This is a genomic window from Bradyrhizobium sp. USDA 10063, from assembly GCF_054063735.1.
This window is the reverse complement of sequence record NZ_JBSSGP010000002.1, coordinates 4267754-4292442: the sequence shown is the minus strand read 5'-3', so window position 1 is coordinate 4292442 and position 24689 is coordinate 4267754. Positions and strand designations below refer to the sequence as shown.

Annotated in this window: 23 protein-coding genes and 4 pseudogenes; 19 read left to right on the top strand and 8 right to left on the bottom strand. The window is 58.3% G+C overall.

Going from position 1 to position 24689, the window contains the following annotated elements; genetic code table 11:
- The first annotated feature begins 74 nt into the window (after window positions 1-74).
- Window positions 75-896 (top strand): Crp/Fnr family transcriptional regulator, encoded by an 822-nt coding sequence (locus ACVJGD_RS22345; protein WP_456636342.1) that lies wholly within the window; start codon window positions 75-77, stop codon window positions 894-896.
- 67 nt (window positions 897-963) lie between these two features.
- Window positions 964-2187, top strand: a complete 1224-nt coding sequence (locus tag ACVJGD_RS22340; protein WP_456636341.1) for an ABC transporter substrate-binding protein — start codon at window positions 964-966, stop codon at window positions 2185-2187.
- Between the two features lie 137 nt (window positions 2188-2324).
- Here the strand turns inward: ACVJGD_RS22340 and ACVJGD_RS22335 are convergent, their stop codons facing one another.
- The 3 genes from ACVJGD_RS22335 to ACVJGD_RS22325 are packed head-to-tail and all read right to left on the bottom strand — an operon-like array spanning window position 2325 to window position 3231.
- On the bottom strand, window positions 2325-2594 hold the full coding sequence (locus ACVJGD_RS22335) for a DUF5985 family protein (RefSeq protein WP_456636340.1): 270 nt from the start codon (window positions 2592-2594) through the stop codon (window positions 2325-2327).
- Window positions 2594-2845: a DUF5985 family protein gene (locus tag ACVJGD_RS22330; RefSeq protein ID WP_456640333.1), complete on the bottom strand. Its 252-nt coding sequence runs from the start codon at window positions 2843-2845 to the stop codon at window positions 2594-2596. Before ACVJGD_RS22330 ends, ACVJGD_RS22335 begins: the two co-directional genes overlap by 1 nt.
- A gap of 8 nt (window positions 2846-2853) precedes the next feature.
- A complete protein-coding gene (locus tag ACVJGD_RS22325) occupies window positions 2854-3231 on the bottom strand; it encodes a hypothetical protein (protein ID WP_456636339.1) in 378 nt (125 codons plus the stop codon).
- 549 nt (window positions 3232-3780) lie between these two features.
- Here ACVJGD_RS22325 and ACVJGD_RS22320 point away from each other — a divergent pair.
- A complete protein-coding gene (locus ACVJGD_RS22320) occupies window positions 3781-4506 on the top strand; it encodes a thermonuclease family protein (protein ID WP_456636338.1) in 726 nt (241 codons plus the stop codon).
- Between the two features lie 440 nt (window positions 4507-4946).
- Here ACVJGD_RS22320 and ACVJGD_RS22315 read toward each other — a convergent pair whose 3' ends face one another.
- The gene (locus tag ACVJGD_RS22315) at window positions 4947-5291 is read right to left on the bottom strand and encodes a hypothetical protein (protein WP_456636337.1); all 345 of its coding nucleotides are present in this window, start codon (window positions 5289-5291) and stop codon (window positions 4947-4949) included.
- Between the two features lie 276 nt (window positions 5292-5567).
- Between ACVJGD_RS22315 and ACVJGD_RS22310 the strand changes: the two are divergent.
- A pseudogene (locus tag ACVJGD_RS22310) lies at window positions 5568-7384 on the top strand (chloride channel protein).
- A 553-nt stretch (window positions 7385-7937) separates the two neighbouring features.
- Here ACVJGD_RS22310 and nhaA read toward each other — a convergent pair.
- Window positions 7938-9272 carry a Na+/H+ antiporter NhaA gene (gene nhaA, locus ACVJGD_RS22305; RefSeq protein WP_456636336.1) on the bottom strand — a complete coding sequence of 445 codons (1335 nt, stop codon included), beginning with the start codon at window positions 9270-9272 and terminating at the stop codon, window positions 7938-7940.
- Between the two features lie 383 nt (window positions 9273-9655).
- On the opposite strand from nhaA, the gene ACVJGD_RS22300 reads away from it, so the two are divergent.
- The 3 genes and pseudogenes from ACVJGD_RS22300 to ACVJGD_RS22290 all read left to right on the top strand — a co-directional run bounded on the left by ACVJGD_RS22300 (window position 9656) and on the right by ACVJGD_RS22290 (window position 11269).
- Window positions 9656-9895 (top strand): DUF2798 domain-containing protein, encoded by a 240-nt coding sequence (locus ACVJGD_RS22300; protein WP_456636335.1) that lies wholly within the window; start codon window positions 9656-9658, stop codon window positions 9893-9895.
- Between the two features lie 177 nt (window positions 9896-10072).
- Window positions 10073-10584: pseudogene (locus ACVJGD_RS22295) on the top strand (DUF1214 domain-containing protein); the annotation flags it as partial.
- Between the two features lie 109 nt (window positions 10585-10693).
- Window positions 10694-11269 (top strand): Wadjet anti-phage system protein JetD domain-containing protein, encoded by a 576-nt coding sequence (locus ACVJGD_RS22290; RefSeq protein WP_456636334.1) that lies wholly within the window; start codon window positions 10694-10696, stop codon window positions 11267-11269.
- A gap of 1433 nt (window positions 11270-12702) precedes the next feature.
- Here the strand turns inward: ACVJGD_RS22290 and ACVJGD_RS22285 are convergent.
- Entirely contained in the window at window positions 12703-13308 is a 606-nt protein-coding gene (locus ACVJGD_RS22285; RefSeq protein WP_456636333.1) for a cation transporter, read from the bottom strand.
- Between ACVJGD_RS22285 and ACVJGD_RS22280 the strand changes: the two are divergent.
- Window positions 13253-13375: pseudogene (locus tag ACVJGD_RS22280) on the top strand (hypothetical protein); the annotation flags it as partial. The gene ACVJGD_RS22285 and the pseudogene ACVJGD_RS22280 sit on opposite strands and share 56 nt — an antisense overlap.
- 759 nt (window positions 13376-14134) lie before the next feature.
- Window positions 14135-15028, top strand: coding sequence for an alpha/beta hydrolase (locus ACVJGD_RS22275; RefSeq protein ID WP_456636332.1), 894 nt, complete (start codon window positions 14135-14137; stop codon window positions 15026-15028).
- Window positions 15029-15538: 510 nt separating this feature from the next.
- On the opposite strand, the pseudogene ACVJGD_RS22270 reads toward ACVJGD_RS22275, so the two are convergent.
- Window positions 15539-15674 (bottom strand): annotated as a pseudogene (locus ACVJGD_RS22270) (ATP-binding protein); the annotation flags it as partial.
- Window positions 15675-15948: 274 nt separating this feature from the next.
- Window positions 15949-16812 (bottom strand): LysR family transcriptional regulator, encoded by an 864-nt coding sequence (locus ACVJGD_RS22265; RefSeq protein ID WP_456636331.1) that lies wholly within the window; start codon window positions 16810-16812, stop codon window positions 15949-15951.
- A gap of 85 nt (window positions 16813-16897) precedes the next feature.
- On the opposite strand from ACVJGD_RS22265, the gene ACVJGD_RS22260 reads away from it, so the two are divergent.
- The 10 genes from ACVJGD_RS22260 to ACVJGD_RS22215 all read left to right on the top strand — a co-directional run bounded on the left by ACVJGD_RS22260 (window position 16898) and on the right by ACVJGD_RS22215 (window position 24496).
- Window positions 16898-18133: an ABC transporter substrate-binding protein gene (locus ACVJGD_RS22260; protein ID WP_456636330.1), complete on the top strand. Its 1236-nt coding sequence runs from the start codon at window positions 16898-16900 to the stop codon at window positions 18131-18133.
- Window positions 18134-18206: 73 nt separating this feature from the next.
- Complete coding sequence (locus ACVJGD_RS22255) at window positions 18207-19097, top strand: branched-chain amino acid ABC transporter permease (RefSeq protein ID WP_456636329.1); 891 nt, start codon at window positions 18207-18209, stop codon at window positions 19095-19097.
- An 11-nt stretch (window positions 19098-19108) separates the two neighbouring features.
- Window positions 19109-19393: an ABC transporter permease subunit gene (locus ACVJGD_RS22250; protein ID WP_456636328.1), complete on the top strand. Its 285-nt coding sequence runs from the start codon at window positions 19109-19111 to the stop codon at window positions 19391-19393.
- On the top strand, window positions 19362-20045 hold the full coding sequence (locus ACVJGD_RS22245) for a branched-chain amino acid ABC transporter permease (RefSeq protein ID WP_456636327.1): 684 nt from the start codon (window positions 19362-19364) through the stop codon (window positions 20043-20045). The genes ACVJGD_RS22250 and ACVJGD_RS22245 overlap by 32 nt, the downstream gene beginning before the upstream one ends.
- On the top strand, window positions 20038-20781 hold the full coding sequence (locus ACVJGD_RS22240) for an ABC transporter ATP-binding protein (protein ID WP_456636326.1): 744 nt from the start codon (window positions 20038-20040) through the stop codon (window positions 20779-20781). The genes ACVJGD_RS22245 and ACVJGD_RS22240 overlap by 8 nt, the downstream gene beginning before the upstream one ends.
- Before the next feature lie 6 nt (window positions 20782-20787).
- Window positions 20788-21510, top strand: a complete 723-nt coding sequence (locus tag ACVJGD_RS22235; RefSeq protein ID WP_456636325.1) for an ABC transporter ATP-binding protein — start codon at window positions 20788-20790, stop codon at window positions 21508-21510.
- A 20-nt stretch (window positions 21511-21530) separates the two neighbouring features.
- Window positions 21531-22427: a branched-chain amino acid ABC transporter permease gene (locus ACVJGD_RS22230; protein ID WP_456636324.1), complete on the top strand. Its 897-nt coding sequence runs from the start codon at window positions 21531-21533 to the stop codon at window positions 22425-22427.
- 3 nt (window positions 22428-22430) lie between these two features.
- Window positions 22431-23387: a branched-chain amino acid ABC transporter permease gene (locus ACVJGD_RS22225; protein ID WP_456636323.1), complete on the top strand. Its 957-nt coding sequence runs from the start codon at window positions 22431-22433 to the stop codon at window positions 23385-23387.
- Entirely contained in the window at window positions 23384-23872 is a 489-nt protein-coding gene (locus ACVJGD_RS22220; RefSeq protein ID WP_456636322.1) for a FixH family protein, read from the top strand. The genes ACVJGD_RS22225 and ACVJGD_RS22220 overlap by 4 nt, the downstream gene beginning before the upstream one ends.
- A 138-nt stretch (window positions 23873-24010) precedes the next feature.
- Entirely contained in the window at window positions 24011-24496 is a 486-nt protein-coding gene (locus ACVJGD_RS22215; RefSeq protein ID WP_456636321.1) for a tautomerase family protein, read from the top strand.
- Window positions 24497-24689: the final 193 nt, after the last annotated feature.

Here is a 24689-nt window from a genome sequence, read left to right as displayed (position 1 = left end):
GTGCTGACGCTCAGCCCGACTGCAGATGAAGGTGTTCTGTCTCACTCTTCGAATCATTCATCCAGGAGGTAGTTATGCTCGGGCCCGATCAAACGGCGGAAGCAAAGACCAGACATCCGGATGGGACGGATACTGCAGCGCCAGAGGCGCCTCACATTTGGGCTGGGAAGTCCAGTTGCACCATCGCCAACGATCTCGTCAGCCGTCTGTCGCCACAATCGCGTCGCCAACTTCTTGATCGTTGCGAGTCGGTCCGCCTGCTTCGGCGACAGGTATTGCATGAGCGAGGATTGCAACTGCGGCACGCCTATTTCATCGAATCGGGCGCCGCCTCGCTTACCACGCGGGCGGGAGACTGCCCGGCGGTCGAGATTCATACATTGGGCCAAAGGGATTTCGTCGGCCTTCCCCTCATTCTGGGAATGCGGGTGTCGCCACATCGCTGCACGGTCCAGGTTTCAGGTCAAGCACTGCGGCTGGAAGCCGAGGACCTCATCGAGCTGATCAAAACGAACGTCGAAATTGAAAAGCTGCTCTTGGGATACGTGCAGGCGACGCTGATCCACAGTTCGCAGCTGGTCGCGTGCAACTCGCGGCATAACCTGCCACAGCGCCTGGCCAGATGGCTGCTGGTTGCCAGAGACAGGTTGGGCTCAAACGAGATTGCGCTCACGCATCGTTGCATGGCGCAGGCACTGGGGGTGCGCCGTGCTGGAATCACGACGGCGGTTGGTGAGATGGAGAATGCCGGCATGATCCGGCGAAGCCGCGGGCGAATCGTCATCGTCGACGAAATCCGGCTGGAAACAGCTTCTTGCGATTGTTATCGCGTGATTCGCTCCGCCCATGATCGTTCGCTCGCCTTGTCACCGGCGATTCGGATCGCGCATTCATAGCGGCAGATCGGTTCGTCATATCAAGCGGGGGCTTCTTCAGTCGGAAACTACGACCAAGGAGCATGACATGAAAGCCAACATGCAAAGAGCGGCTGCCCTGATTGCGTCGATCGCGCTGGTCATGTCGACCGGAGCCGCGGCTGCCGGAACCAAATACGACACCGGCGCAACCGATACGGATATCAAGATCGGAAACATCATGCCCTATAGCGGGCCGGCTTCTGCCTACAGCGTCATCGGTCGGACCGAAGCGGCCTATTTCCACATGGTCAACGATGAAGGCGGCATCAACGGCCGCAAGATCAACTTCATCTCCTACGATGATTCGTACAGTCCGCCGAAGACGGTCGAGCAGGCGCGCAAGCTGGTCGAGAGCGACGGCGTCTTGCTGATCTTCAACTCGCTTGGCACGCCGACCAACAGCGCCATCCAACGTTACATGAACCAAAAGAAGGTACCGCAATTGTTCGTCGCGACCGGGGCCACAAAATGGGCGGATCCAAAGGATTTTCCATGGACCATGGGCTGGCAGCCGAACTATCAGACTGAAGCACGGATTTACGCTCGCTATATCCTCGAACACAAGCCGAACGCGAAAATCGCGGTACTGTACCAGAACGACGATTACGGCAAGGATTACCTGAAAGGCCTGGTGGATGGGCTAGGTGACAAGGCGAACATGATCGTGGCCAAGGACAGCTACGACGTATCAGAGCCGACGATATCATCTCACATTGTTAATTTGCAGGCTAGCGGAGCCGATGTCCTGTTCACCGTGGCGACGCCCAAGTTTGCGGCGCAGGCAATCCGCGAGGTGCGTCAGCTAGGTTGGGACCCGCTCTTCATTCTCAACAACGTGAGTGCATCTATCGGCGCGGTTCTGAAGCCCGCCGGATTCGAAAATGCGAAAGGAATTGTCTCGGCGGCATACATGAAAGATGAAACGGATCCCAAGTGGACGAGCGAGCCGGATTCAAAGGAGTGGGCGGCATTTCTCGACAAATATATGCCGGATGCCGACAAATCCGACGCAGGCGTTGCGGTCGGCTATTCCGTAGCGCGGACACTTGTCCATGTCCTCAAGATGTGCGGCGACAACCTGATTCGTGAGAACGTCATGAAGCAGGCGGCGAACCTGAAGAATTTTGATCCGGGACTGCTTCTGCCTGGGATCAAGATCAATACGAGCGCTTCGGATTTTTCGCCGATTCAGCAGTTGCAACTGATGCGCTTCAACGGAACGTCCTGGGAGTTGTTCGGACCGGTGATGAACGGCGACACCAGTTCGTAGTGCAAGCGACGGCCACCTGCGGATGGCCTTCCGTCAGGGTAGACGGAAGGCCATCCCGGCGATCCTGCCCGACCGAATCTCCGGGCTCGGACTAGCGCATTGCGTTCTGTGTTCGCCATTCGGCGCCTTCCCCGTATTCACTTCCCGCGCACGCGATTCTTGATCACGATCGCAGAGATGATCAAAGCGAAGGTGATTAATCTCGTACAATAGGGAAACGGTTCGAACTCGCCGGAGAGACTCGTCAGGCCTAGCACAACCCGCGCCAGAGCGTCAATTCCAAACGCGAGGGCGAATAACAGGAAAAAGGTGTCCCACGTTTGACGCCAGAACTTCAGAAAGAACAATGTGACTGCGAGAGATGCCATGGCGACGGCTCCAGAGAGAACGGATGAAAGATTGCTCATTATTCGACGTCCCAGATAAGGCCGTACAAGAGGATGGTCATGGCAACCAAGGCGACGGACAGCCGCCAAGGCGAGAGATCGACATCGGGAAAAATGACCTTGTCGATGACGAGCAGCGAGTTGTTCAGTGTGAGACCGGCAAAGCAAAGTCCACTCCAAAGCAACAGCCGGTATTTTTGCCTTCGGTATCCGTCCAGCAACATAGCCGCGCAGACGGCGCACGTTAGCGCGCAAAGGCTGAAGACGACCACGGCCAATTTCAGGGATCCTTTCGCAGCTTGAACGCGTCAGCAAACGAGCGAATCCGGCGTGGCTTTGCGTGAATGATGTTGGTCACCGGAATAAGATGACGAGTGTAAACAGCAAGAAGTCGCTCGATCAGGAGCATGTTTCCAGCCGAAACCCCCTCAAGTCGATAGACTTCCTTTTCGCAGTCAAGCAACCCGGTTGTGCGAAGGCGATCGAGCGCCTCTTTCGTGTCGCTGTCGCCCATGTAGAGACGGGCAGCAATCTGCGGAATGGTCCATCGTTCCTGAGGATGCGACTGGATCAATAGCAGCGCCTCGATCTGCGCCACTGAATCGATGTGCTTCAGGATGAAATCCCGAATGTCATCGGGAACGTATGAGTCGGCCATCTCTAGCCCGCGAGGTCTATGATGCAGCCTGATCCCGGTAGCATCAGGCTGCCATCTCCGCGACCAACAGGAGGCGCGATGTAGTCCGCCTCGATGCATCACTTCGGCGCAAGATGGACAGGCGTTTTGATGGAGGTTCCTTCATGGAGGCGGCACTTCCTGCTTCGCCTCTTTTGGTTGCTCTCTGTTGCAGGCAAGGCACACGGAACGCGTCACCAAGCGGCGATCGATCGCCAAGCGTTCGTGGACGTGTGGCGTCGTAGCTGAGCAGAAAATACAGAATCCCTTCGGATAGCGATATTCATTCTTGTTCGGTCCAAACATGATAGCCCCCTTTTGGACCGAATTTCACCTTTCCACAATTTGAACGCAATCGACGCGGCCATCCCCACGTCGGGCCGAGACACGATAATTGGTACGGTAGCGGGCCAAGAAGAAGAGGTGGTGCGTTGCCGGCATCCCGCCCCGATGATCAAAGTGGCCAACGTCCTTATGATTGGCTGATCATCCGGCCGATCGCGGCAGTGGCGGATCGTGCGAAGATATCAATTGATCAAGACAGCACTTTATCTCGTTGCGGCTCTCAATGGTACCGGTGCCGGAGCGGTCAACGAGTTTAGCGGTGTTCCCAGAATCATCGATGGAGATACGGTGGCGTTCGGAACCACCAGTGTCCAGCTCGAAGGTATAGATGCGCCTCAGATAGACCAGCTGTGCTTCGATGAGAGGGGGGCGGAGCGCAGATGTGGACTCGAAGCACGCGAGCAACTTGGAATGCAAGTCCAGGATAAACGCTGGGAATGCAGGACAGTTAGCAAGAACCTTTACGGCCGCTTGCTCGCCAAATGCGAGGTGAATGGACAGGATATCGCTCGACAGATGGTTCGAAGCGGGTGGGCTATTGCGTCAACCACGGGGCTTCCGATCTATCTGGAGAACGAGAAGGAGGCGCGGCTGACAGCCTCCGGGCTGTGGGCGGGAGCATTCGTCGCGCCCCTGGATTGGCGACAGCACAATGGGCACGCGAAAATCCTCGGCAGGCCGGCGATGGCAGGTCAACTCTCATCTCGATTGCTTATGTCGGCGTTCGGGAGCGATCCACCATCTCCAGAGTGTGCGATCAAAGGCAACGTCAACACTGAGGGCAAGTGCATCTTTCACCGGCCGACTGGCCGCTGGTACAAGCGCATTTCGATGGAAGCCAGACATGGCGATCGCTGGTTCTGTTCTGCGACCGAAGCCATTGCCTTCGGATGCAGGGAGACAAGACGATAGTTTGACCAGGAAACTAAAAGCCCGGCTCGCGCAGTAATTTCGGAAGATCGCAACCGATGGGACCGTAGCAGGACATCATGAATTCGGCTGTAGGATTTGTACTGGTCATCGTCGCCGCAAGTCTGATTTGGCTAGGAATGCCGGACAAGGCTGGCAACAGCCCCCGCTTCCTCCGTTTCAGAGCAGCTCCGGTTGTCTATCCTCCGCTTGTCCTTGCACTGCTCGCTTTGGGTGCGGCCGAGAGTATCTACTCGCTCTTGCATTGATGCGAGGCATCGGTGGAGCATCGCCGCTGCTCAAGCTTTTCGTGGCAAACGGTCGGCTTGCGTCCCAGTTTTTCGCGACGTTGTAGAGTTCCCACTTGAACCGTTCATGACGTCCGAGGGGCGGTTCGTCATCGTCACATCCCAGGGTCCCTGGATGGGAGGCGCCGAGGCGATCTACCCGTCGTGATAGATCGCGCGGGAGCCGAACATCTCGAAGTACTGAGTCACCCGGCGGCCGGACGCCTTGGCATCGTCCCACGTGTACGCCATGCTGACGCCCTCGATGGGCCGCTGCGCCACGCCGTTGACCATCACCTGCTCCGGCAGCCTGGCTGCTTCGAGGATCGTCGGCACGACGTCGATGACGTGGTGGACCTGGTGGCGGATGCCGCCTCTATCCTTGATACACGCGGGCCAAGCCAGGGCCATGCCGTTGCGCGTGCCGCCGAAGTGCGTGGAGCGCTGTTGCGCGACCATATCAGCATAAAGCAGAAAGGCGCCGAGCGCTTTGCGGCGCATAGGCGCCCAAAACACACGCTGGGCTGCTTTTCCGCAACCTGGTCATCAAGGCCGTTGCATTTTCCGTCCTCGCCATCGGCGGAGATATCGCCGACCGCTGGCGGTCCCCGATTATTGCTGGCCCTTGCTACATGAGGATCCGACCGTATTAATTGACCATTTCGCAACCACTGCCAAGGTCTGCGGCGAATGCATGCGCTATCGGCAAGAAACACTTTTGTGCACGGCACGTTGGTATATTACCTGAACTCATGATTTTTCAAATGGTGAGTCCGAATGCCAGCCGAAATTGCGTCCGAAGGCGGACCCGTGCTCATTGGCCCCGGCGTCAAAACTGCCGGTGACGAGCGGCGGGTGAGCCTGCTGACGCTTTGCGGACTTGCTCTGGTGATCGGGGTGATGACGGGCTTCGGCGCGGTTGCGTTTCGGGCCTTGATCGCAATCGTGCACAATCTCTTCTACAATGGCAAACTGAGCTACGTTTTCGACGCCAATCTGAGCGAGGGCCCAAGCCGTTTCGGCGACCTTGTCTTTTTCTCACCGATCATCGGCGGCCTCCTCGTTGTTTACATTGTGAAGACGTTTGCGCCGGAGGCCAAGGGACACGGCGTTCCCGAGGTGATGGACGCGGTCTTCTACAAGCGCGGCAACATCCGCGGCAAGGTTGCGCTAGTCAAGGCGCTGGCCTCGGCGCTCTCGATCGGCAGCGGCGCGGCCGTCGGGCGCGAGGGTCCGATCATCCAGATCGGTTCGGCGCTGGGCTCGGCCTTTTCCCAATCTCTCGGACTGTCGACCTGGCAGAAGATCACGCTGCTCTCGGCCGGTGCCGGTGCCGGCATTGCGGCGACCTTCAATACGCCGCTCGGCGGCGTGCTGTTTGCCCTTGAGATCCTGTTGCCGGAAGTCTCCAACCGCACGTTCCTTCCCGTGGCCGTGGCAACGGGAGCCGCGACCACGATCGGCCGGATCCTGATCGGACCCGATCCAGCCTTTACAGTCCCCGACGTGCAGTTTTCGCCGGCGAACTCGCTCGCGCCGGGTGAAATCCTGAGCCTGGTGCTGCTTGGACTGCTCTGCGGGGCCGCGGCCTGGGCCTTCATCCGCCTGCTCGTGATCATGGAGGACGGCTTCCCGAAGCTGCCCGGAAACGAATACACGCAGAACATCATCGGTATGGCCATCATCGGGTTGATCATGGTGGTTCTGATCCGCGTGTTTGGGCATCCCTATATTGACGGTGTCGGATATTCGGTCATCCAGTCGATCTTCGACCAGAACATGACGGCGGTGGGCCTGCTCGCTTTGCTGTTCTTCTCAAGATGCTCGCGACCACCGTTAGTCTCGGCTGCGGCGCTTCGGGCGGCATTTTTTCGCCGTCGCTTTATCTTGGCGCGACCCTCGGTGCAGCCTTTGCCTCAGCCATCGGCATCATCCTTCCGGACTCCGGTCTGACCCTGCCATCTGCAGCGATCATGGGCATGGCAGCCATGGTTGGCGCGGGTACCGGCGGCGTCATGACCGCGATTGTTATGGTATTCGAGATGACGCGCGATTACGCGATCATCGTGCCTGTGATCGTTGCGGTCGCGTTGGCCGCCGGCGTCCGCCGCTCGCTGATTGGCGAGACGATCTATACGATCAAATTACGCCACCGCGGTCACCGCATCCCCAAGGAGCGGCACATCAACCTCTATCTCGTGAAGCAGGCGCAGGACGTCATGGAGATAGGTTTCATTGTGGCCAGAGCTGGTACGACGCTGAAGGACGCGATGTTGCCCGACGACATCGACGACGTGCGCCCCATCGTGGTCGAGCGGGAGGGACGCATCGTCGGCCTCATTCCGCCGCGCTCCGGGTTGTGGCTGGAAGCTCGCACCAATCCGGAGGTGCGCGTCGAGAAGTTTGTCGAAAGTCGGCTCGTGATTTGCCGCGACCAGGATCTTTTGAGCCTGGCCTTTGCGCGGCTGAAGCGTCATCGCGCCGGAGCCGCGGTCGTCTTTCGCGGCACGGCGCGCCCCCGCATCAACGACGTGGTCGGCATCATCACCAAGCGCGCGGTCGCCGACGCCGTGATCGAGAGCTACGAGGACTGAGAATCGGCGGCGGGGAACTGACGGCTCCGCGTAGGATGCTCGCATGCGCATTCGACTCATGCCGCTCTTTGGTTCTTCGGCATCCTCTACTTACTGTGGATTGTGCCTGAGCCTGATTGCCCTTCCGGGACATCGTATGGTGGCCCATTGGGGTTCACTCGTTCTCGGTGGCTTCCTGGTGGGTATCAGCACGGTCGGTGGACTGTTCGATGGGCCTTCTGGCATCACCGATGGCTCATCCCGTAGCCAATCAACGCTTGGGACGTCCCGCGCATTGGTCCAAGTTTGAACTTTTCGTAAGCATCAGGTTGTTGCTTGGAGTCCAACTGTCTGCTCTAAATCACTGAAGGGTGCGGGCAGTTTGGTAGTCCGCCGCGCTCAACATGCGCCGTTGTTCAAACCTTCTTCGCAGAAAAACTTCAAAAATTGTCGCCTAATCGTTTTGATTGTTTGAGTTTCTTGCAAGAACTGCAACCCCGCTGATAAAGGCGATGACTATGCTGATCACAATGATGTCGACGGTAACGATAGTCAAAGGTCTCGCTCCGTAGCTCTATTGCTTTTTGACCTGCAGCATGCCCCAACTCAAACCAAGGCAAGCCGCGACTACCGAAGCTACGAGCACGCCGAGCTTCGCAGCAGCCAATAGGCTTTCGTCATCGAAGGCGAGCAGTGCGATGAAGATCGACATCGTAAAGCCGATACCGGCCAGCAGGCCGATCAAGCAGACACCCGGCCATGAAACTCCGGGTGGCAGTCTGCCCCATCCGATCCTCACCACAAGCCAGGTCGCGCCCATCACGCCCATCGGCTTACCTGCCACTAGCGCAATGGCCACACCGGCCATCACCAGTTGCGATCCTCCGACAGATAGGTCGATGCCGCTCAAGCTGACGCCTGCGTTTGCTAACGCGAATAGAGGCATCACGCCGTAAGCGACCCATGGGTGCAACGCTGTTTGCACACGGACAACTGGAGGCAGCATCTCTCGATTGGCAAGCTGAAGCTGATGTAGCGGGCGCTCCATCCAACGAGTTCCTCTCGCAAGCTCGCGAAGCCCACGCAATTCGTCTGCGATGCGGGTCACCACGTCTATCGGATGCTCCCGCATCGGAAGAGGCTTCACAGGCGTCATCAAACCAAGCATGACACCGGCGAGAGTCGGGTGAGAGCCAATCATCAGCAGACCAGCCCAGATCACCGCGCCGGCGGGCACGTAAGCGTAGGCTGAACCTACACCAATCCGTTGAAGGCCCAGTACCACCAGCCCGCCTAAGCCAGCGACGGCAAACCCCCCGTAGGAAATACCTTCCGAGTAGAAAAACGCAATAATTAGGACGGCGACGACATCATCGATAATTGCCAGGGCCAACAGGAAAACACGAACGTTGACGGCGATAGACCGGCCTAGGAGGGCCAGGACACCGACAGCAAAAGCTATATCTGTAGCGGTCGGTACCGCCCAGCCATTGCGGCTTATGGGATCGCTGTTGATAGCCACGTAGATCAAGGCGGGGACAAGGACGCCGCCCAACGCCGCCGCAATCGGAAGTATCGCCTGCCTGAGATTGCTTAGAGCGCCTTCATGGATTTCACGTCTAATCTCCATGCCGGCCACCAAGAAGAACACGGTCATCAAGACATCGTTAATCCAGAAATGTAGCGTTCGGGAGAATACGAAAGGCCCGAATCCTACCGAGACGGGCATGTGCCAAAAAACGTCGTAACTTTGCGCGAAGGGCGAGTTCGCCCAAATCATCGCAGCCATGGCTGCGAACAACAGCACGATACCGCTAATTGCCTCGATGTGCAGAAACCGCTGAAGCGTGTCAAACACGCGTTCAGCCAAGACTTGGCTCCGCGGCGGATGTCGTGGTGTTTCAACCATAGACGCACGCATTCCGCGCGGCGGCCCGACCAACGCACTGACCTGCCTCGCTGCGCCATGCAGCCGACACCCTACTGTTATTTCACACGGATGAGGCCGATCAAGCAATCCCAAAACGCCGCGAACGCAACGATCTGTTCCAGGTTTTCAAAGGAAGGGGAACAGGGTCTGCCACCGTGGAACCTCGGGAGCACATGACCGAGCTAACATGGGCCCAGCTATGCCCGCTCCCGAGATCAGGACAGTTTCATGAACAAAGAACGAGATCCGCTGCGATTTGTTCGAATAAGTCATCGACACGATTTACAGGCGTCCGGAGAAGCCGAGGGGACCGCTTTTTGGTTTCGGCATAGCGCTTGCATCTGTGCCGTCGAGGTTATCCGATGCTCGGCATTCCGCGTCGCTACACCCATTTCGTTTTTGGCGTCATTCAGTCCGGATTGACTTGCCTGATCGCTGCTGGCATCGCCAGTCTTCCTTCGCTCGCGGGCGGTAATTTCTTACAGAACTGGCTGTCATCCTGGGTGATCGCTTGGGTGACAATGTTGCCGGTGGTCTTGTTGGCCGCGCCAGCGATCAGATTGCTTGCGCTGGCTCTGACGCGAGACGAGCAGACGAATTAGCTAGAGCTCAACGGGGATACGAATCTGGCCGCCCGACGGGAACATGCAGCCGCGCTCGAAGATTCAGTTCCACGTCGGTGAGCCAATCTTAAAGCGACCGTCGCATGCTTTCCGTGCCACCGTATAGGACGAAATCGAAGTAGCGGCCGGCGAGATGTAGCACTTTATGGAAGAGCCAAGCTCAATGCGGATTTTGTCAAACGAATCCCTGAGATCGCCTTCGACCGGATCATGGCTCAGTTCAAGCTCAACAGTGAGATCAAAGACATTAACGGTCGGGGATTTACAACAAAAACCGGCATCTACGGCACCGACTACCTCATGCGGGCCCTGGTGACGGCCATTGGTCTCGGAGCCCATCGACCCCAAGATGCGGTCTATCCGACTTCGCTGAAGGACGACGAAGACAGGTCGTATGATGGCGCGGACAAGTACGTCATGCATTTTCAAGAAGGGCGCTACCGCCGGTAAGCGGCTTCTGGTCGCTTCCAATGTATGATGACAAGTATTTCTTCGTGAACAATCCGTTCAACCGCTATTCGATCAGCCCTCGGCAGAATCTCAAGACTAATCCCGATGGGTCCACCGACCTCTACATCCAGAAGGATTCACCCGGACCTGGCAAGGAATCCAATTGGCTTCCAGCACCGGCCGGCAAGTTCGTTCTGATGCTCCGCATGTATTGGCCCCCACCCGGTGCGGGCCTTTGTTCTGGAGCGCGCCGCACAGCCGTGGTCGGGCCAAAACAATTGCGACCTCGACACGCGCGTTCCTCCGATTCCTGGTCGCGACTGGCCAATGCCCCGCGGGACGGGACTACGCCGTTTCGCGCTTCGCGAATTGGCAGTTGTCTGTCCCATTCCGCTTCCTTTCGAGGCAGGACTATCATCGGCTGTCGGCAAACACCTTCTGATCGTTGAGAACAACGACAGTTGGGTCTCGTTTTCGATGTGGAATCGGTCAGCGGCCCGCCTGTCGGCGGTGGCGTATGCGGGTGGCGGCCACGCCAAGAGCCTCGCCTACGACGAGACATTCATCGACGAGCTAATAGGGCGGTTTCAGGCGGAGGCCTTATACTACTTTGGCGACATCGACCCGGCCGGCTTGCGGATTGCCAGCCAGGCGGCGCAGCGGCGCGCCTTGCGTCTCGCTCCTCCACTTCAGCCCGCAGCGTCACTCTATGCATGGCTTCTTGAGCATGGGACGCGCACGCCACTTGAGGCAAGCGAGCGGGCGACGGATGAGGATCTTGCTTGGCTTCCACCTAACATGCGAGGGCTCGTCACCACCTTGTTTGCTTCGAAACAGCGTGTTCCGCAGGAAGCGTTAGGGACGCGCGTACTGATGTCTGGGCGTGTGCCGGACTGGATCTAGGTCCTTAGCAGTCGGGAACTGGGTAGTCTCGCCAAGGGGCGCAATCCTTTCAGCATTAGATGGCAAGGTTCCTCCTACGGAATCGGTATTCAGATCGCTCGGATAACAGCCAGTGCAACGAAAGATTTTGATCGTGCGACGAATCCCCATCTTCTGCCGGATAAGCCCTGGGGTGCGACCAGTAAGTCATTGATTGTTCTCAACGCGTCGCTATCTCTTAATCAGCGGGTCCCAGGTTCGAGCCCTGGTGCGCCCACCAAAGGAAAATCTTTGGTTTCCAATAGCTTCGCCAGATGTCTATTGAGGGAAAAACGAGCTTCGTGCGACTTTTTTTGTAATCGGGCGTCGCACGGCTGGATGGCCGCGCGACCTTCCTTTGTTTCCGCATCTTCTCCTTTCCTATGTATCTTCACCCCATTCGATACAGAGCGCTGATCCGATGGTACAGGGCGATTACTTGCTCGTCGTAGAATAGGATATTGCGGCGAGCAAAACGGACAATGTATTCTGCCCGTCGCCGCAGGGTACCGCGTGTTGCAGAGCCAGAACGGATCGTTTGTGTCGGGGGTTCGAGTCGCTCCCCCGCTACGACGTGCTACGATTTTGCACGCCAAACTACGATTTTCTACGATTTCCCGCGATTGATGGTAGCGCTCGATCGCCCCAGTTAAGGGCGAAGTTTGCATTAGAACCAGCCACCAGTCGAGAGGGAGCCGGTTTGCCTATTGGTTTAGCGACATTGATTTGAGTTTTTCAACACGTGCTAGACTAGTAGCTCGGATCGCCGGTTGCCGCCCGTCGGCGAAAAAAAGCCTTGCATCACATCAAGGGGCATTGACTGACACCTCTCCGTCACCTCGCGATTTTCCACGCCAGACTACAATTTTCTGCGATTCCTGCTTCGCTAATGCTTCAGCGGCGAAATTCGTGCAGCCTGATCAAAATGTCCCGGGATAGCCGCCGCCGTCAATCAACACATTCTGGCCGGTAATATCTCCGGCTTGCGTCGAGCGCAGGAAAGCGGAGGCTGCGCCGAATCCATCCGGGTGACCGAACTGCTTCGGTGCGAATGTCCTCGGTAACGTCGTTCAACGCGCGCGATGAACTCCTTTCCGCAGCGAAATAGCATGACTCGCCAACTTTCCTGGGGCGAACTAATATAACTCCGCGGAAACTGAATCAGGCCGCACGATTGTTTGACAGTGCGCTAATCGATTGCTGACGCCTGCAAGGTCGTGGCAAAGTGTTCGATCTGACCTGTCCTGCGGCAGATATTGCAGAAAGATCGCGGGACAATGGACGAGCGTCGAGCGCAAGACGCTGCTGTGCTCGAGTGCCGAGACACAGCGTCCTTGGAGCGAACATTCCCAAATTGCGAGCCCGTAAGGATTGAACTGGCACTCATCTATCATTGTTTGTCGTATATAATTTTATCAGCCGCGCTGGCAGATTGGCTCTTTCATCCCGATACTCCCCCACGCTTGCCGTAGGGTTTGCGCGGAAGACGTTACGAAGCTGCCCGCCATGATCGCTGCCACGATCAAGTCCGGCCATGCTGTCGCGGTGCCCCAGACACCCAGGGCAGCCAACATCAGCGCCGTGTTGCCGATGGCGTCGTTGCGTGAGCAGAGCCAGACCGACCGCACGTTTGCGTCGCCATCCTTGTAAGGCATCAGCAGTCCGACCGACGCGCGATTGGCGGCAAGGGCGACAAACCCGATCACGCCCATGACCTCTGCGCTTGGGACACCCAGAATGAGCGTCTGGTAGACTGTGGACCCGAACACCCATAGGCCCATGAGGCTCAGCGACAGTCCCTTGAACAGGGCGGCGGTGGCCCGTGTCCGCAGCGTTGCCCCAATCACGGCTAGGCTCAGGCCGTAGGTGATCGTATCGCCGAGGAAATCGAGCGCGTCGGCTTTCAGTGCCTGCGAGCCCGCGAGTTCGCCAGCGATGATCTCCGTGAGAAACATCGCGCCGTTGATGACGATGACGGTCCGAAGGACGTATTTGCTGCCCGGCTTAACTTTGTCCGTCACGCTCGCGAACGCTAGGCCGAACCAATCCTGCACTGAGGTCGACGAAATCGCACGGCGACACATCGCCGAGATCGATCGCCGCATCGAGCATTTGACCATGCTTCGCGCGGAGCTACAGCGCACCGTCCATGACTGTGGTCAAGGACAGGTCTGCGAATGCCGAGTGATCGAAGTCCTGAACGATCCCGCTCGAACAGAACGACGAATGGGCGGTCCAGCGCGCCCGCTACATAGCCCTGGAAACCATCGCGCCCTTGAGCGATGATCCCATCGTCGGTCTGCCCGCTGTGGCAGGCTGATGCCTTCCGACCCGCCACAGTATCGGCGGTGACCTACCATTAGTTCCACCACGCCACGGGACACGATCTTCCGCTATCCGCCACCACCACATATCGTCCTCCCGATGGCCTGCCAGCACTCCGATTTGCGCGAGACCGCGGAGAGCCGGCGGGTCTCGAGAAGAAGCGTCCGTATGCTTCGGATGCGCTCGCGCAAGCCTGTTACCCGGACCGAAGCTCCAATCAGCGATCTTTCTTTTGGGACGGTTACTGACCTGAGGTTTATCGCGGCACAAGGCGGCTTGGGCTGGCGGGAGACATGCCAGCCATACGGATGCACGCCCCCTCTTTCGGGCATGTGTGAGATTGCGTTTGCCGGCGGCGCCTATGTGCGCGAGATTGTTGCTTTGAGTGTTCGACGACTTCGCGGATGTGCCCACGCGACATCAACATCTTGTTACCGGCTTAGTCGTATGAAGTCCGATTTCTGCAATCCGCCGGACTCTCCGGTCTCTAACGTCGTCACGGTGCAAGTGTCGGAGTTATGGATGAAGATTATCGAGCGACATAGGGATAATTTATTGTCAGGTATGGAGGTATGGCTGGTTAGACCTGACAATATCGATGACGTTCTGCGTGTGTGTATCACGCCGAATCGGGCGCCTCCCGCGGACGAGCGTGGTGCGCTGGTGATAGCGACGGACGCCGAACTAAGCGCGGGTTCTCTCATCAGCACGATCAAGAGCTGCGCCATTGGACTGGACTTGCCATTGCTCTACGGAGTCAGCATCGGTTACCCACTTGATGCCGATCCGCCGTTCGTCCTCAAACGAAACCGTGATCTGACTACGGCATGGCCCGCCTTCGAGCCTGTGGCGCCCGTGCTTGCCGGACTTTCCGGTGTCGCGCCGACGGGAGGGGCGGACGCTTTCCTCGCCTTCCTGGCGGATGAACTCAAACCATCGCTCGCTGAAGCCTTTCCTATCGATCTCGACGAGGCGACGCTGACCGGCCAGTCCTTCGGCGGTCTTTTCGTTCTCTACGCACTGCTGCACCGCCCTGATGCGTTTCGTCGCTATCTTGCAGTCAGCCCATCGCTATGGTGGAACGATCATGCTCTGCTTGGTGTGGCCAAACGGTTTGTTGAAGCAAACCATGCCCCACCAGCAAGCGTTTACATGTGTGCTGGCGAACTCGAGAACCGTGCGCGATTCGGCCGCCAGTTTGGTGTGCCGCTGCCCGAAAGCATCAGATCAGTGGTGCAGACTGCAATGACCGCCGCGGACTTGCCGGGCGACATGTTTTTGATGGAACAAATACTCCAGAAATGGCAAGGTGCCCTATTTTCAGTCGAGGCGCACATCTATCCTGAGGAAAGTCATGAATCGATCATGGGCGCTGCCTTCAGTAGGGGGCTTCGCCGCCTGCACGGCAAACTCTAGATGAAAGCTTTCAATAGATTGTCCACTCGGTCTGGTCCGAGGAAGCTGAGATTGCGAAGTGTCAGTTTCGCAGGAGGGCGAGTGGACGTTCACAAAAATACCCGATTGACTCCGAAGGGCCGAGGTGAGATGGCCCGTTGGGTTCTGCGAGGTGAGCCGCCGGAGCGCGGTAGCGGCGGCCTCCGGAACAACCACCAAGACGGTGACGACGGGGGTCGAGCGCTATTAGGCCGAAGGGCCGCAGGCCTGGAAGACCGGTCGTCACGCTCGCGTACTAATGTCGGAGTTATGCTCCCCATAAATGCCAATTGATTTTCCCCTCGGGCGCCGGAGGCACCCCGTCTCGGTCCTCGAGCCAACGTCAAGCTTTTGGTTCCCGCGAGCGGTGACCTGGATTTCGACTGAGAGGTGAGCCAGGCTGATCGTGGTCGGGGATGAAGTTTCGCGGCTTCTCCTTGTACGTCTGGGTGGCTTGTCCGAGCTGTCTTGAAGCGGAAGCTGTCGTCCTAGTCCCGTATGGCAGTGGTGCGTAAATCGGTCGAGCAAGGCCATGATCATCTTGGGCGTCGCCGAAGACGCTAGCCCATTTAGCGAAGCTGAGATTGGTGGCGAAGACGCTGGTGCGCTCATAGAGCTTGCGGAGCAGAAGAGCAAGGCGCCGCCTGAAGCGCTGAACGCAGGTATCGAACACTCTCAGGAACGGGATAGAGGTCAGCAGAAACTTTGGCCAACGATTGAAATTCCGGCTACTATACTGGCGCCCGTTAAGATGCCGATCTGAGGCTGAAGGCTGCAATGAGTGTGGCCAGGATAAGGGGCCAAAGATCTCTCAGCCAGGAGGATGCGGCGGAAGTGCGGCCCACAGCAGAGAAGGCGACGTTGGCAGCGTCTTCGGCGTCCGATACCGGATCTTCCGTTGACTATAGATAGCGAACGTCTTTTTCCTTCAGGAAATTGAAAACCGCTTCAGCCGCCCCCTTCGACTTTGGATTCATGCGTACCACCAAAGTTCGAGATACCGAGAAATCCGAAATCGGTACGCGCGCCACACCGGCGCCGGAAAATAGAGCCGGCATCAAGGCGAGCCCGATTCCTGCTGCAACAAGATTGAACGCGCGGTCGTCTTGTGCGGTTCGTGCGACGACTTTAGTGCGGATCCCCCGTTCGGTCATGATATCTTGCGTTGCACGACGGGCCTCGCATGACGTCCTCAGAACGAAGTTTTCGCCGTCGATGTCGCTCAATGAGATCGCGCCGCACCGTGCCAGCGGGTGATCGATATGGCAGGCGAGCATATACGGCTCGTCGAGGAGCCGCGCCTGCAGCGGGCCGTCCTCTTCCGTCAGAGACGACGCAAATGCTAGATCGAGTTTCCCTTTGCCCAGCATTTCGTGAAGCTCTGCACTGTGGCCCTCTCGAAAGTCGAAAGATATCTCGGGAAAGGCGGAAACGCAGGCTTTGGCGATGGCCGATATCTTCGCTATTGGGAGGGATGGCATGACGCCAAGGGCAATGGTCTCGAGCCGGTCATTCTCACGCATTTCCGCCCGTGCATTAGAGCAAACCTCCAGGACCTGCCTCGCCCGCACAGCCAGGCGCTGCCCGTGTTTCGTGAGATGAACCGCGCGCCGGTCGCGGTGAACCAGAACCACGCCAAGCTCTTCCTCGAGTTTCGAAATCCCGGCTGACAGGGCGGGTTGCGAAACGTTCAGCCGCTCGGCGGCGCGGGTGAAGCTGTTCGTCTCCGCAACCGCAAGCAGTTGGCGAAATTGATAGATTTCCATGGGGGCGCGCTCCTGCATAAACAATAGTTATTGTAAAGATAGAATCAAACGATTTCTATTTATGCGACCCCGCCGTTAGCTTCCCTTGATCAAAGCCCGTTTCGAGGGGCAAGGGAGGGGACCTATGAACAGACTGCTTTTGTTTTGCTCGGCTGCTTTTGCCGTCACAGCGCTCGGCTTTGGGATGCCGGCGCTGGCTCAGGAGCGGACCGTCAAGATCGTGGGCATCGGAGCCAAATCGGGTGTCGTTCGTGTCTTCGGTGTCAACAGCGAGGCGGCTATGAAGGCCGGTGCTGAAGACATCAACAAGGCCGGCGGCGTCACGCTAGGTGACGGCACGAAGGCCAAGGTTCAAGTCGAGTTTCTGGACGATCGATGCAACGCCGAAGAGGGCATCTCGGCGCTCCGCCGCGTCGCTTCGACCGATGCTTTCGTAGCCATAGGACCCACGTGTTCGAATGTCGCCGAATCCCTCTTTGGCATTCTGCAAAAGAAGGTCGGCGATGCGTCCGATAGCGGCCTGCAGTTCCCGATTGTCGCCGACGTGGCCGCGAAAGGCGGCCTTGCTAAGATCTCTGAATGGTCGTTCCGAAACGTCCCAAGCGAACTCGAGATGTACAAGTCGCTGTTTGCCTGGATCAAGCAACAGCATCCGGATCTGAAGACCATTTATGGTGGCGTCGAAAAAGACTTCGCTCATTCCAACGCCACTTACGGCGTGATGAAGTCGCAAGCTGAAGCCAACGGACTTCAGATCGTCGGCCAGAGCGAGTGGTTGCTCGCCGATACGACGTTCTCGACCCAGGTGCGCGAAATGAAGCACACCACTCCAGACGTCGTCGCTATCTCGGCGCACCCGTTCACCACTTGCGGCGTGCTGAAAGAGATGGAGCGCCAGCGGGTGAAGCCCAAGCTCCTGATTGGCCTCACGAGCTCCTCAAGCATTGAAACCCTTCAGGGCTGTGCCAAGCAGGCGGAGGGTATCGTCATTCCGACCAGCTATGCGCCGGTGACGCCGGAAGCCAAGAAGGCGGCCGATGAGATTGCGAAGTTCGGTGGCAGTGCTGACCTGCACAGCGCCGCGGCTTACGAGATCATGTTCATGCTCAAAGATGTGATCGAGCAGCAGAAGATCATGGCAAAGCCCGGCACTGTGCAAGCTGATCGGGAGAAGATGCGCCGGGGTCTTGCTGGGCTGAAAGAGGTTGACGGCCTTCTCGGCAAGATTGGGCGCACGCCGGAGCGCGAGGCGATCAAGCCGTTCCTCTTTGTGAATGCGAAGAGCGGAGTGTGGGTCGTCTTGCATAAGCCGTCCGCATAAGCGGAGATTTCGGGCGGAGCAGCGTGCCCGTCGCCCCCTTTGCCCTATCCACCCTGCACCATGTTGAATGTCCGTGGACCTGATTGATCTCATTGATGCTGTCCAATCTATCGTCGATGGCGTCCTGTTTGGCGCGACCTATGCGTTGCTGGGCATTGGCTTTACGATGATCTTCGGCGTCATGCACAAGATCAATCTGGCCCATGCGGGCGCCTCGATCGGCGCCGCCTATGCGAGCTTACTAATTCTGCCCGGAATCCATGCGCCACCCGTAGCTACGTTCGCAATGGCGGCCGTTGCTGGTGGTGCGATCGGCGGACTTGTCTATCTCTGCGGGTTCAAGTTTATCCCCCTCACAAATCCGCTCGCAACCCTGATGGCGACGGTCGGTCTCTTGCTCTTGTTTGATGAGATCATCGTGCATGCGACCTCAGGTGTGCCGATGACTTATCCGGCGCTTTTCTCCGACGTCATCATTCCCGTGGGCCCATTCAACTTGCGCGGCGATCTGATGTTCGTCTTCGCTCTCGGTTTCGTTTGCATGGCGTTGCTGCTGTTACTGCTCTATCGCACAAAGCTGGGCCTGGCCACGCGAGCGGTTTCGCAGCAGGCCGTTGCGTCGAAGCTCTGCGGCATCGGCGTCACGCGCGTAAACATGCTGACTTTCGTCATCACCGGTGTGATTGGGGGCATAGCGGGTGCGATGACTGGTGCCGCAATTGGAATGTTGTCTCCATTGCTATCGCTGCCGCTCACAATCAAGGGGCTGATCGTCACGGTCATCGGCGGACTCGGAAGTATTCCTGGCGCGATCATTGCAGGCTTAATGGTCGGCGGGCTCGAGAATACCTTCCAATTCTTCCGTGGCGTCTCCGAGCGCGATCTCTACATCATGCTGCTGCTCTTTGTTTTCCTGGTGCTTCGGCCGGGCGGCCTCTTCGCGCCGCCCGCGGGCCGCGACTAACGGGTGTCCTGATGGATTTCTATCTTGGTCTCTTGCAAATCATCGGAGTGCACACGCTGCTCGGCTTGTCGGCCTATTGTGTGCTGCTGACGGGACAGGTGAGTCTCGCGCAAGCCGGCTTCTTCGCCGTCGGCGCCTACGTCGCCGGCATGCTCACAGTGCTCGCGCAGTGGCCGCTCACCATTGCGCTCGTGGTGGCCGGTCTGGTCAGCGGCGCCATGGCATGCGCGGTCGGTTTTCCCGCTTTTACGAGTCAAGGGGCTGATGCTCGTGGTGGCGACCATCGCCTTCGGTGAAGCCGTGCGGCTGTTCTTCTTCAACTTCAGTTATCAGATCCAGGCAGGAAATCTGCACATTGGGCCGGACGGTGCCGAAGGCTTTCGCCAGATTCGCTATTTCCTCCAGCGCGGATGGTCGACCCTGGATGTCGTGCTCTTCATCTGGTTCGTAGTCGCAGTGGTGATGCTGGCGCTGTGGTGGATGGACCGCTCACGCGCAGGCGCCGTTCTGCGCGCCGTCGGAGAGGATGAACTTGCGGCCCAGAGTGCCGGCATCAACATTACGGCCGTAAAGGTCTCGGCCATGACCGCTGGCGGAGTGATCGCTGGTCTCGGTGGAGCACTGTTTGCGCACTATACGACCCACATTGAGCATGCCCAATTTGGCGTCGCACTTGCCACCTTCGCAATCGCCTATCCGATCCTCGGGGGACTTTCCAACGTGTTCAGCACGTTGCTGGCGGTCATCTTCATTCAGGGGATTCTGATCGAAGGTCTGCGCTTCATGGGCGACTGGCGCAATCTTCTGTTCGGCGGGCTCATCGTGGTCGCGATGAATCTGCGCCCGCGCGGATTGCTGGATACCCGCACAATGTTCGCCCTGCGCCGCCTGTTCTCCGACAAGGAGCATCTGATCTCCAAGAAGGAGGAGGCTGCTGCCCGTGCTTGAACTTAAGCAATTAACGAAGCATTTCGGCGGCATCCGAGCGGTGGATGGCATCGATCTGACCGTGCAACGCGGAGAGATCCTGGGCCTGATCGGGCCGAACGGTTCTGGTAAAAGTACGACCGTGAACCTGATTTGCGGCTTGTTCCCGCTGACGAGGGGGCGGGTCCTCTTCGAGGGGCGCGATATCTCAAAATGGCCGATGCATGCACGCGTCTCGACGGGCATTGCGCGGACGTTTCAGAACATCCGGTTGTTCAATCAACTGACTGTTTGGCAGAACCTATGGGTGGCGCAGAACTCCAAGTCTCAGCGCGAACATAATCTAGTTGGCCGGTGGTTCGGCGGCTCTCGCAAGGTCCGCGAGGAGATCGAAGGGCTCCTTGAGTTCTTCGAGCTTGCCCGCAAGCAGGATGAACTGGCCGGCAACCTGTCGTTCGGCGAGCAGAGGCGCCTGGAGTTTGCGCGAGCACTTTCAGCTAAGCCTACGATGCTGCTGCTCGATGAACCGGCTGCTGGAATGAATGCGGAGGAAATCGAGCAGCTCGACGCCCGCATCCGCAAAGTGCGCGACAATGGAGTGACCATTCTCCTGATTGAGCATCATATGGAGTTGGTCATGGCGGTGACCGACCGCATCGCAGTGCTCAATTTCGGACAAAAGATCTCAGAGGGAACGCCGGCCGCTGTCCAGACGGACAGGGCCGTGCTTGAGGCTTATCTCGGTGCAGCTGCGTGAGGTGACATGATGCTTGTTGTTTCTGACCTCGCCACCGCCTATGGCAAGATTGAGGCGCTCAAGGGCGTCTCGCTCCAAGTCCAAGCCGGCAAGATCACGTGTCTGCTCGGACCCAACGGTGCCGGCAAGACGACCCTGATGATGACGATCGCGGGGATTTTGCAACCGCGTCGCGGCTCCATCAAATTGGCCGACACGGAGCTTGGCGGCCAGTCGCCAGCCCGAATCGTATCCCAAGGCATCGCTCTCGTGCCGGAGAACCGGCTCGTCTTTCCGCGCATGAGCGTTCGGGAGAACCTGCTCGCCGGGGCGTATCAGCGGACCGACAAGGCTGCGATCGCAGAGGATATCGAGCGCATGTATGACCGGTTCCCGCGTCTCCGGGAGAGGCGCGATCAACTTGCCGCAACGTTGTCGGGTGGTGAACAGCAAATGGTCGCAGTCGCGCGCGCACTGATGTCGCGACCCCGCATCCTCCTGATGGACGAAGCATCGGTGGGACTTGCACCGCTCATCGTCGCGGAAATCTTCAAGATCGTAGCCGAGCTCAATCGTGACGGCACCACGATCTTCCTGGTCGAGCAGAACGCGCATATGGCGCTTCAGGTCGCGCACCAGTTCTACTTGATGGAACAGGGCCGCATTACGTTCAAGGGATCGCCCGGCCAACTGGCGGAGGATGAGGTCATCCAGCGCGCTTATCTCGGAAGTCGCCGCAGCAAGCATTGAGCAATCGAGGCGCGACGACAATGATCGATTTCGTGCAGAATGCGATCGACGGTGTGATGGTCGGCTCCTCCTACGGGCTCTTCGCGCTCGGCTTCACGCTGATTTTCGGCGTGATGCGCAAGTTCAATCTATCCTATGGCTCGTCGATCATGATGGGCGCCTATCTGGGGACGCTGCTGCATCTCAACTTCGGAGCCGGCGCAGTGACTGTTGCGGCCGCCGTGATTGCGGGGGCGGTTATCGCGGGCCTCTATGTCGAACGGCTTTGCTTCGCTCCGATGAAGGCGGGCGCTGGCATTGCTTCAATGGTGTCGAGCTTTGCAGTATGGATGCAGCTTGAGCAGGCTGCCTTGCTCGTCATGCCGCGCCACACCTACGCCTTTCCTGCTCTAGCGGCAGGCGCTCCGCGGGAGATCGGACCGCTTCTGTTGCGCATCGACCAACTCATGATGTTGGTCTGCGCGCTTGGCGTGGCGTGCGCTGTACAGATTGTACTGTACAGGACCTGGTTCGGATTGGGGGTGCGTGCCATCATCGAAAGTCCGATTGCGGCGCATCTTGCTGGTATCAATGTGTCCAAAACCACACTGACGTCCTTTGCGGGCGCTTCGGCAATTGGCGGCATTGCTGGGTTCGTGGTGCTGGCGGCAGATCAGCAGATGACGCCGATGTTTGGGATGTGGGTCACGATCAAGGGCCTTATTGCCATGATGATCGGTGGCCTTGGCTCCGTGCCGGGTGCGCTGCTTGGCGGCTTGCTGCTGGGCGTCATAGAAATCCACAGTCAGTGGCTTTTTGGGCCGCAGGCCCGTGATCTGGCGGCCTATCTCGTGCTGTTCGGCTTTCTGGTGTTGCATCCGGGCGGGCTGCTCGGCCCGCCACCGGTGGTTGACGCGCTGACGCCGCGAAGGACGTGACCGATGGATGATCATCTTATCGCCGTAATGTCGAATATCGGCGTGATCTGCTTCATTGCGTTGTCAGCATATCTCCTGCTGCTGACGGGCGAGATTTCGTTCGGTCAGCAGGCCTTCTTTGCCATTGGCGCCTATGCGGCAGGCATTGGGACGGCTCTTTGGGGGTGGCCCCTCTCGCTCGCTTTGGCTCTGGGAGGCGCAGTCGCCGGTGTTGCCGCCCTCCTGGTCGGTGTCCCGACACTGCGGTTGCACGGGCTATACTTCTCCATGGCAACGCTCGCTTTTGCCGAGATGGTCAGGATCTCGCTCGAGCTCGTCGATTACCAGATCCTGATCGATGGCGCACTTGTTGGCCCAAAAGGCACCAATGGCTTTCGTGACATCCGTTACGTCTTTGAAAACAACATCGATGCATTCCAGTTTCTGCTGGTAATCTATTTGCTTCTGGGAGCAGCAGTGGCGGCTCTGGTCCTGCTCGAGCGTTCGCGCCTTGGCCTAGTCTTCCGTATGATTGGCGAGGATGCACTGTTGGCGGAACTGCACGGTATCGCAGTTGCGCGATGCAAAATTCTCGCTGCGGCGATTGCTGGAATGCTCGCCGGGATAGGCGGGGGGCTCTACGCGCATCTCACGACGTACATTGAGCCGCGTTTGTCGGACATGATGCTCGGGATCCACAGTCTCGCGTACGGCCTGATTGGCGGGCTCGGGACCCCTCTGGGGCCGCTGCTTGGCGTCGTGGCCGACATCGGTTTTCTAGAATCGATCAGGGCGTTGGCTGGCTACAGGATGATCATCTTCGGCAGCCTGGTCGCGTTGCTGCTCATCGTGCGACCACGCGGATTGCTTGACGAGCGAGCCGTGTACCAACTCCGGCAAATCCGTCTGCGTGTGCTTCGTCGAATATTTGCTGCGGAAGTTAGGCTACGGACCGTCAGACGAGGGGGATGCTCGTCATGAAGGCGCTGAAAAAATGGAGCCCTGTTGCGTTGCTGGTCCTGTCAGCATTGTCCTCCCAGACAGGTCATGCGCAAGCGAGGCTTACGGCCGAGGTAAACTGTCGCCCGACGGCAGAGACCCTTCAATATGACTGTGAGATACGAATTCAGGATCCGAGCACTAGCCGGCCGCTCTCTGGTGTGAACCTAAGCATTGGCACCGAGATGCCCTCGATGCCCGGGATGCATCATCGAGCTCCCGTCAAGGCGACCGAGGACCCGGCAGGAGAGATATATCGCGTGCGCCTCGAGTTGGAAATGTACGGCGAGTGGGCCCTGCAGTTGAATATCGCAGGTCACGTCAGGGACCGTCTCGTAAAGAGAATCCGGTTTGAGCCGGATCGAATCCAAGATCACAAGCGCTCGGAGATGCCAGCGCAAAATCAGCGTCCGAGTGAGCTCGACCGCAGCTTCGAGTTTCAACCGAGCGGAGTTCGATCACGATGACAAGCGATACAAGATTCCAGACATTGCTGTTTGAGCGGCGCGGAAAGATCGCGCTCATCACGCTGAGCCGACCCGCCGCGCTCAATGCCGTAAACAGCGTAATGATCAGAGAATTGAACATGGTGCTCGGCGATATCGATGCATCTCCGCAAATTGGATGCAGGCGAGGAAAGAAAGGAAGATGTAATGCCCACCTACGTGTGTACCAGTCGTTCGGGGACACTCTCACCTGACCAACGCGCGCGCATTTCGCGATGCCTGACCGAGATTCACCATGAGGTGGCGGTCGCTCCTCGCTATTTCGTGCAAGTGATCTTCAACGACCTCGCTCCCCACTCTCACTACATTGGCGGTGACGAGGCCGGCCCAGGACAGATCTGGATACGCGCCGACATCCGATCCGGGCGCACGCAACAGCAGAAGGCGAAATTGCTTGCGCGGATCGTAGACGAAGTGAGCGGTATCTCGGGCTCCTCGAAGGAGGATGTCTGGGTCTACATCTCGGATATTCCGGGTCAGAGCGTAGCGGAACTTGGTCATATTCTTCCTTCGCCAGGCGAGGAAGACGCGTGGTTCGCAAAGCTGCCGTCGGACCTTCAAGCAAAGCTCCGATCGCGAGCGTAGGAGCGTCGGCGTCTTTGACGCCGGACCGTTCAACATGTTTGCCGGGCAAGCGCGCGGCGGCTGTCCTGCCGTTAAACCCGAGCTGGCCTGGCGGGCCCGGGCACTTGGCGCGCCAGCCGGTCGCCGGAGACGCGCCACCGAAGCCATTCTGCCGGCTTCGATATTCAAACCGATCAAGCTGGTTGGGAAACGT